This window comes from Leifsonia sp. SIMBA_070, assembly GCF_046534635.1.
Taxonomy (GTDB): domain Bacteria; phylum Actinomycetota; class Actinomycetes; order Actinomycetales; family Microbacteriaceae; genus Leifsonia.
Genome location: NZ_JAWRYK010000036.1, coordinates 1 through 435 on the forward strand (window position 1 = coordinate 1; position 435 = coordinate 435).

General features: G+C 44.8%; 1 protein-coding gene. It reads left to right on the forward strand.

From position 1 onward, the window contains the following. The coding region (locus SB754_RS19280) for a hypothetical protein (RefSeq protein ID WP_410784024.1) at positions 1-435 on the forward strand (435 nt) is incomplete at both ends.

The window sequence follows — 435 nt, forward strand, 5'->3', positions numbered from 1 at the left end:
CTGATCGAATTATGGCACAATCTTCATGGTCAATCGCTTGCAGCCAATAGAATGCGCCTGGCAAAGTTAAAAATTGTCTGCAGAGGTATGGGCGACCCTATTGCTTCACGGATCACAAGCAAGGATTGGGCGCATTATCGTGATCAGCGTCTGAGTGGTCAAATCGATAACGGCTATCATGCTAATCCTGAAAAATGGATAGCACAGCCAATTACAGTTAACCGTGAGCAATACTATCTTGAGGCTGTCTTCAACGAGTTGCGCCGGCTAGGTGAATGGAAGTTGCCTAATCCGCTTGATGGGGTACGTCCGTTCAAAGAAAAAGAAAAAGAGATGTCCCGGCTAACTGAAGGACAAATCAAAACTGTTCTTAATTCATGTGAAGCTTTCGGTAATCACAATCTCACCTTGATCGTCAAAATTTGCCTGGCAACC